This window comes from Komagataeibacter oboediens, assembly GCF_003207815.1.
Taxonomy (GTDB): Bacteria; Pseudomonadota; Alphaproteobacteria; order Acetobacterales; family Acetobacteraceae; genus Komagataeibacter; species Komagataeibacter oboediens.
Map to the genome: position 1 here is coordinate 1 of NZ_NKTX01000101.1, position 6,210 is coordinate 6,210.

Sequence of the window (6,210 nt, forward strand, 5' to 3'; positions counted from 1 at the left end):
CACGCTTCCCCTGCCGCTGGCGGCAATGGATAAATCCCTTCCCAAGGCGAAGACCAAGACCGTTCATCACACAGCGTTGCCCTACGCCGAGGTGCCGGCTTTCCTCACTTATCTCCGATCCGGCGATTCGATCGGGCGCCTGGCTCTGACTGCTCTTATCCTGACCGCCACACGCTCGGGGGAGATCAGGAGCGCCTCATGGGATGAAATCGACTTCGAGAACAAGCTCTGGACGATTCCCGCCGAGCGGATGAAAGCCGGTCGGGAGCATGTCATCCCGCTCTCTTCGCAGATGTGTCACGTCTTCAAGCTTGCTCAAGGTTATCGCGAGGCACGAAGTCAGCTTGTGTTTCCTGGCCAGCGCGCGGGCAAGCCGTTGTCCGATATGACGCTGACCAAGATTTGCCGGGACGCGCGCATCGCGGCGGTTCCTCATGGCTTTCGTTCATCGTTTCGCGATTGGGTCGCCGAGGAAACCCAGTTCGACGGTGATATTGCCGAGATGGCGCTTGCCCATACGATCGGCAATAAGGTCGAAGCTGCCTATCGGCGTGGTAATCTTCTGGAAAAACGGCGTATTTTGATGGAAGCTTGGGGAGCGTATTGTTGCCAAGAGAAATGCCGAGACGAGGGGAATGAAAGCAGTCCGATTGAGCTTGCTCGCAGCCCAGAAGCTGAACCCTGATAATCTGGAAAAAGGCTATCAACTGGTTGATCAGGCGATTGTCGATCTGAAGAGAAAATCTGACAAGGCGTTCAGTTTTTTTGTTGCTATATTTGTTGTATCTTTCATTCTGAGTTTGACCTCTGGCATTCTTCTATTTTCGTTTATTTTTCATCACCCAAATTCTCCTGCCTATATCACGTATCTCATTTTGTTTTTGACCAGCTTTTTCGTCATGGTATTTTCGGCGACCGGCATCAGATGGTTTCAGACCAGAAAAATTTTGTTCGTCAAAACGCCTTACGATATTGTACTGCCCGCCGAGTTGGAACTGCTCATGTCGGACCTCCGTAGCGGGCGGCTTTCCGCCTATACGAGCGCCGGCTATGGCAACACAGTCCTGAGTGCCGTGCAGGCGTCCGATGGTGTTCTGCTGGATGGACGGGTTTCGCCCGAAACCTTTTCTAACCGCTACTCCCCGTTGCTCCTCTCGTGCCAGGCAAAATTCTGGGGGCTGTTCTGGCTTTCCTTTCGGAGGTCATTCACCCGTCCGATCTATGTCGTGACAGATACCGTGCCTGACGGCGACGAGGCACCATGCCTCAACACCGATCCGCGCTTCCGCTGGCTGGTCGGCGGTACGATGCCGGAATTCATGACCAATCTCGACGCGTTTCTGCGCGAGAATATCTCTCCCGACGATCAGCCGTGGTATCGGACGGCGTTTACCGTTGCCAGGCGTGAAATGCGAAAAGGCGCTCAACACGGGGCTCTGGCTGCCGCGATCAAGGTCATCAAGCAGGAACTCGTGGTGTCGCTGGGCAGCGACCTGGGTCCGCAAGGTGGCGATTCGACCTCATCGCTCAAGGCACTTTTGAGCGGCAGGCAGGGGCGGAAAGATATCAAGAGATATTTCGACCCCAGAGGCTCCTGATTGGTCCTTATTGCATCGGATAACGTTGGCTAACGGGCTTTTTTCACGGATTTGAAGCGGTTTAGCGTCCACGGCACGCCATCAAACAGGATGCCGTCCGATGGACCAGAATGCCGCCTTCACCCTACTGCTGACGATCGACGATGTGATGCGCCTGACCGGTTATAAGAGTCGGTCGAGCATTTATCGCCTGGTGCGCCAGAAGCGCTGCCCGCCGCCCGTGGTGATCGGTGGCGGGCGCGTCCGCTGGCGCGCAGGCGAGATCGAACATTGGCTCCAGGGCCTCCCGATCCAGACTTACATCTGACCGCAGGCGCGGCGCGGCCCCAGCCATTTGGGGGCGGTCCACGCCGCGCCTGCTCCCGGACTTCCTCCGACAACCCCGTTTCGTCGTGTTTCGCGTGATTCACGAAAGGATACCCCATGCCCATTGTCCGCGCCATGCTGGACTGGCTTCACCTTGGCAACCGGGTCACGCTACGTTTTCGCGTCCATCCCCGGATCGCCCGAGAAGCCCTCCCGCTGATCGAAAAACTGCTCGCTGATACCCCGGACGGCGAGACCTACCGATGCGCAATCGCCTTCTGGTGTCATGCCGTGCGCCCACCGCTTGTCGTCTATCGGGGGGATACTTCAACTTGCCGGATAGACGGCCCGTTGCAGGCGGCGGCGCGCACCTACTTTCCTCTGGGCGGCCTGATCGAAACGCCCGGCGTGACAGCCCATCTGACACCCTTCGAGGCGAACGTGCTGGACCTGCGTCTTCGGGAAGCGATCGAGCGTGTGATCCGCGCCTGGACTGCCGAGCATGAGCTTTACGCTCTGCCGCCCGCCGATCCCCATCTGGACCGCCGGACAGCGGATCGCGAGGCCCTTGTCCTGATCGCCCATTGGGCTGCCCAGCATCGCCGGGAAGGCGCGGATCATGCGTGATCCATGGCGGTGTTTCCATGCGACCAGCGGCCCCGATGCTGCGCATCGGGCCACAGAAAGAAGAACACACCTCACGCACTGGCCTGCGGCGGTTTTCTGCCGTTTTTCGAGGGTGCGATCGGGGTGCGCCTGCCTTCGCGGCTCGATATGTGGCGGATTTCCGCCCTTTTGCGCGCGTGCGGATCGGGTGCGGCTGGAGCGGTGGCCATGAGGCACGTCCAGCATTCCGTCCGCCTGCCGATCGTGCTGGATCGGACACTCCGGCAGCTTGCTACCCGGCGCGAGATGACCCCGTATGCCCTGTTGCAGGACTGCGTCCGCATCGGCCTCGCCTCCATGACGCAGGAGGGCACGACGGGACCAATCTCCGCCGAACTGGCGGAGGAACTGGGGCAGATCAGCGCGCGGATCGTCCATGTCGAGCGCCTGACCGAGCGCGCGCTGTATGTGTCCTGCGCCGCCTATGTCTTCGCCCGCGCCGCAGCCCCCACCCGCATCGACGAGACCCGTCTTACCGACGACATCAATGCAGCCTTTCAGCGCCAGCTTGCCCTGGCGGGAGACACCCCATGACCAGTGATCTCGACCAGCAGGCGCATGCCTGCGCCCTGCGCGCCATCCGCCGCACCCAGAGCGCCGCACGTTTTCGTGCTGGCTTCCTCGTGACCAGCCTCGGCCTGCTGGCCGGTGGCGGGCTGGTGGCGGTCGCCACCACATCGCGTGAGGAACTGACCGTGACCGGCCAGTTTCTTCTCGCCGAGGCCCAGCGTCCCATTATGGCCATAAGCCATCGGGATGCGCCGATGATCGTCATCCTTGATGGCCGACGCTATGAGACCGGTGCCTACGAGCTGCTGGGCAGCGAAGACGTCCAGCATCGCGTCCTGACCCTGATCGAACGCACTGGCCTGGGTGGTCTGCTCGGCATGGGGCTGGGTATCGGTGCCTTTGCCCTGACCGCAGGGCAGCGGCGGCGTAAACGCGCGCGGGAACTGGCCGACCGCACCATTGCTGGCAGTCGGGTCGTGTCTGAAGCCACGCTGGCGGCGGCCACGGAGAATACAGACGATCCCGCGCCCCTGCGGCTGGGCAGCGTCGCCCTGCCGCGCGCGATCGAGACGCGCCATCTGGCGATGATCGGCACCACGGGCGCGGGCAAGACCACCGCCCTGCGCCAGCTTCTCGACGTGATCGAAGCCCGTGGCGAGGCAGCCCTCGTTTATGACACATCGGGGGATTTCGTCGCCCAGTATTACAACCCCGTCCGGGGCGACATCCTGCTCAATCCTTTCGATGCGCGGGGCGTCTACTGGAACCCGTTCGACGAAATCCGCCATCCCGCCGATGCCGCGCGGATCGCCCGCTATCTGATCAGTGAGACCGGCGACCGGGACCGCGATGTCTGGCTGGAAACGGCCCGTATCCTCGTGGCCAACATCCTGCGTGAACTCTGGGAGGAAAAACGCGGCACACCGGCCTGGCTGCTCGATACGCTGCAATATATGTCCAGCGCGGACATGGAGCGCTGGCTGGCCCATACGTCCTCGGCGCGGACGTTCGCTCAGGACGCCGAGCGCGCCACGGCCAGCGTGCTGTTCATGCTCGCCAGGGCCGCCAACCTGCTCATGTTCCTGCGCGCCGAACCGGCACAAGGCGGTGAAGGCTTTTCCTTTGCCCGCTTCTTCGCCGGGTTCGACAGCCACAAGGGCCGTCACCCGTGGATTTTCGTGCCACGCAAGGAGGACCATTTCGAGGCCATCAAACCCCTGATGGCGCTATGGCTGGAATGCGCGGCCTCGGCAACGCTTGGCTTGCCGCCTTCCGATCGCCGCCGGATGTGGTTCCTGCTCGACGAGTTCCCGGACCTGCCGCGCGTGGACAACATGACCCGCCTGCTGCCGCAGGGGCGCAAGTTCGGGGCGGCCGTGATCCTGACCTTCCAGACCATCGACCAGATGCGCAGCCGGTACGGGGAAAAGGACGCCGAGACGGTGCTGGGAAGCTGCAACACCAAGCTCTTCCTTCAACTCGCCGATGTCGAGAGCCGGGACTGGGCATCGAAGACAATCGGCCAGGCCGAGGTCGAAATCCAGACCCTTTCGGCCAATCTCGATCCCAAAACACGGAAACCGCAGATCACGGTCGGCACACGACGCGAGGTCCGCCCGGCCGTGATGGAAAGTGCTTTGCGCCTGCCGCCCGGCTGGGCCTATCTCCTGTTGCCCGACGGATTGCCCGTGGCCCGCATCGCGCTCACCAACGCGCATATCATCGCGCGGGGTGCGGCCGGAACGCCAGCGTTCGAGCCGATCGGCCTGGATCAGACATTGTGGAAACAGACGCGGCCGGATGAGCCGAAGGCCGGAAAGGAGAAGAAGGAGGACAAGCCCGCCGGTGAGGCCCCGGCATCGAACCGTCCCACCCGACGCAACCCGTCCTCCAAACCCGGTCCGGTCTGATGGTCGCCACCCTGTCGGCCCTGACCAACGCGGCCCAGGCGGCGAGCTACTACGAGGCCGACGATTATTACGCCGAGGGTGGCCTCGCTCCGTCCGAATGGCAGGGCAAAGGGGCGGAGGCGCTGAAGTTGCAGGGCGCGGCCGAACACGACCAGTTCTCCCGGCTTCTGGAAGGCCGGGTCGCGGATCAGCAGCTTGGCGCGACGCGGGACGGCGAGATCGCGCACCGGCCCGGCTGGGATTTGACCTTCAGCGCCCCGAAATCGGTGTCGATCCTGGCCGAGGTGGCGGGGGACCGCCGCCTGGTCGAGGCGCATGAGCGCGCGGTCAGGACCACGCTGGGACTGGCCGAAACCCATTTCGCCGCAACGCGCATCCGCGAGGATGGAGAGGTCCGGCGTGAGACGACGGGGAATCTGGTCATCGCTACTTTCCGCCACGGCACCAGCCGCGCGCTCGATCCTCAGCTTCACAGCCATAACATCATTCTCAACATGACCCAGGATGACAGCGGGCAATGGCGGAGCCTGGAACCCCGCGCCTTCTATCAGTTGCAGAAACAGTTGGGCGCGATCTACCGCCAGGAACTGGCGGGCGAGGTCCAGCGTCTGGGCTATGCGATCGACAGGGGGAAGGAGTCGAGCTTCGAGATCGCGGGCCTCGACGCGGCGACGCTGGAAGCGTTCAGCCAGCGATCCCAGGCGATTGATGTCAATCGGCACTCAAAAATAACCCCTGATCGGCATGCAATATTAACCCCCTGTTGAAGGCCCGGCCTGTCTCCTGAAGCCGTAGGCGTAAGGAGACAGGCCGGGGCAGGTATGGATCTGGAGAGAGGTTCAGTTACGGTTCCTGAACCGCCAGCTTTCGTTCCCTGTCTCGATGATGTCGCAGTGATGGGTCAGACGGTCGAGCAGTGCCGTGGTCATCTTGGCGTCGGCGAATACACTGGCCCATTCACCGAAGGACAGGTTCGTGGTGACAATGACCGAGGTCTGTTCATAAAGGCGGCTGATCATATGGAACAGCAACTGTCCGCCAGACTGGGCAAAGGGCAGGTATCCCAGTTCGTCGAGGATGACAAAGTCCAGTCGGCCGAGTTGTTCGGCCAGCCGACCCGCCCTTGCCGCCCGACTGTCAGCCTCAAGCCGGTTGACCAGGTCCACCACGTTGAAGAACCGGCCACGCCGACCTGTGCGGATGCAGCTCCGGCCAATGGC

General features: G+C 62.3%; 8 protein-coding genes. 7 read left to right on the top strand and 1 reads right to left on the bottom strand.

Annotated features, from left to right (window positions below):
• The 7 genes from CFR80_RS16430 to mobF all read left to right on the top strand — a co-directional run.
• A partial coding sequence (locus CFR80_RS16430; RefSeq protein WP_146221684.1) for a tyrosine-type recombinase/integrase occupies nucleotides 1-685 on the top strand: 685 nt, incomplete at its 5' end.
• Nucleotides 651-1,598 (top strand): hypothetical protein, encoded by a 948-nt coding sequence (locus tag CFR80_RS16435; RefSeq protein WP_258366027.1) that lies wholly within the window; start codon nucleotides 651-653, stop codon nucleotides 1,596-1,598. The genes CFR80_RS16430 and CFR80_RS16435, both read left to right, overlap by 35 nt.
• Before the next feature lie 100 nt (nucleotides 1,599-1,698).
• Complete coding sequence (locus CFR80_RS16440) at nucleotides 1,699-1,905, top strand: helix-turn-helix transcriptional regulator (RefSeq protein ID WP_015074059.1); 207 nt, start codon at nucleotides 1,699-1,701, stop codon at nucleotides 1,903-1,905.
• Nucleotides 1,906-2,021: 116 nt separating this feature from the next.
• Complete coding sequence (locus tag CFR80_RS16445) at nucleotides 2,022-2,531, top strand: hypothetical protein (RefSeq protein WP_110507730.1); 510 nt, start codon at nucleotides 2,022-2,024, stop codon at nucleotides 2,529-2,531.
• 207 nt (nucleotides 2,532-2,738) lie between these two features.
• Nucleotides 2,739-3,104, top strand: a complete 366-nt coding sequence (locus CFR80_RS19995; protein ID WP_258367907.1) for a hypothetical protein — start codon at nucleotides 2,739-2,741, stop codon at nucleotides 3,102-3,104.
• Nucleotides 3,101-4,990: a type IV secretion system DNA-binding domain-containing protein gene (locus tag CFR80_RS16455; protein ID WP_110507732.1), complete on the top strand. Its 1,890-nt coding sequence runs from the start codon at nucleotides 3,101-3,103 to the stop codon at nucleotides 4,988-4,990. Before CFR80_RS19995 ends, CFR80_RS16455 begins: the two co-directional genes overlap by 4 nt.
• Complete coding sequence (gene mobF, locus CFR80_RS16460; RefSeq protein WP_258367908.1) at nucleotides 4,990-5,757, top strand: MobF family relaxase; 768 nt, start codon at nucleotides 4,990-4,992, stop codon at nucleotides 5,755-5,757. The genes CFR80_RS16455 and mobF overlap by 1 nt, the downstream gene beginning before the upstream one ends.
• A 72-nt stretch (nucleotides 5,758-5,829) precedes the next feature.
• Here the strand turns inward: mobF and CFR80_RS16465 are convergent.
• Nucleotides 5,830-6,210: ATP-binding protein (locus CFR80_RS16465; RefSeq protein ID WP_181418227.1), on the bottom strand; the 381-nt coding region annotated here is incomplete at its 5' end.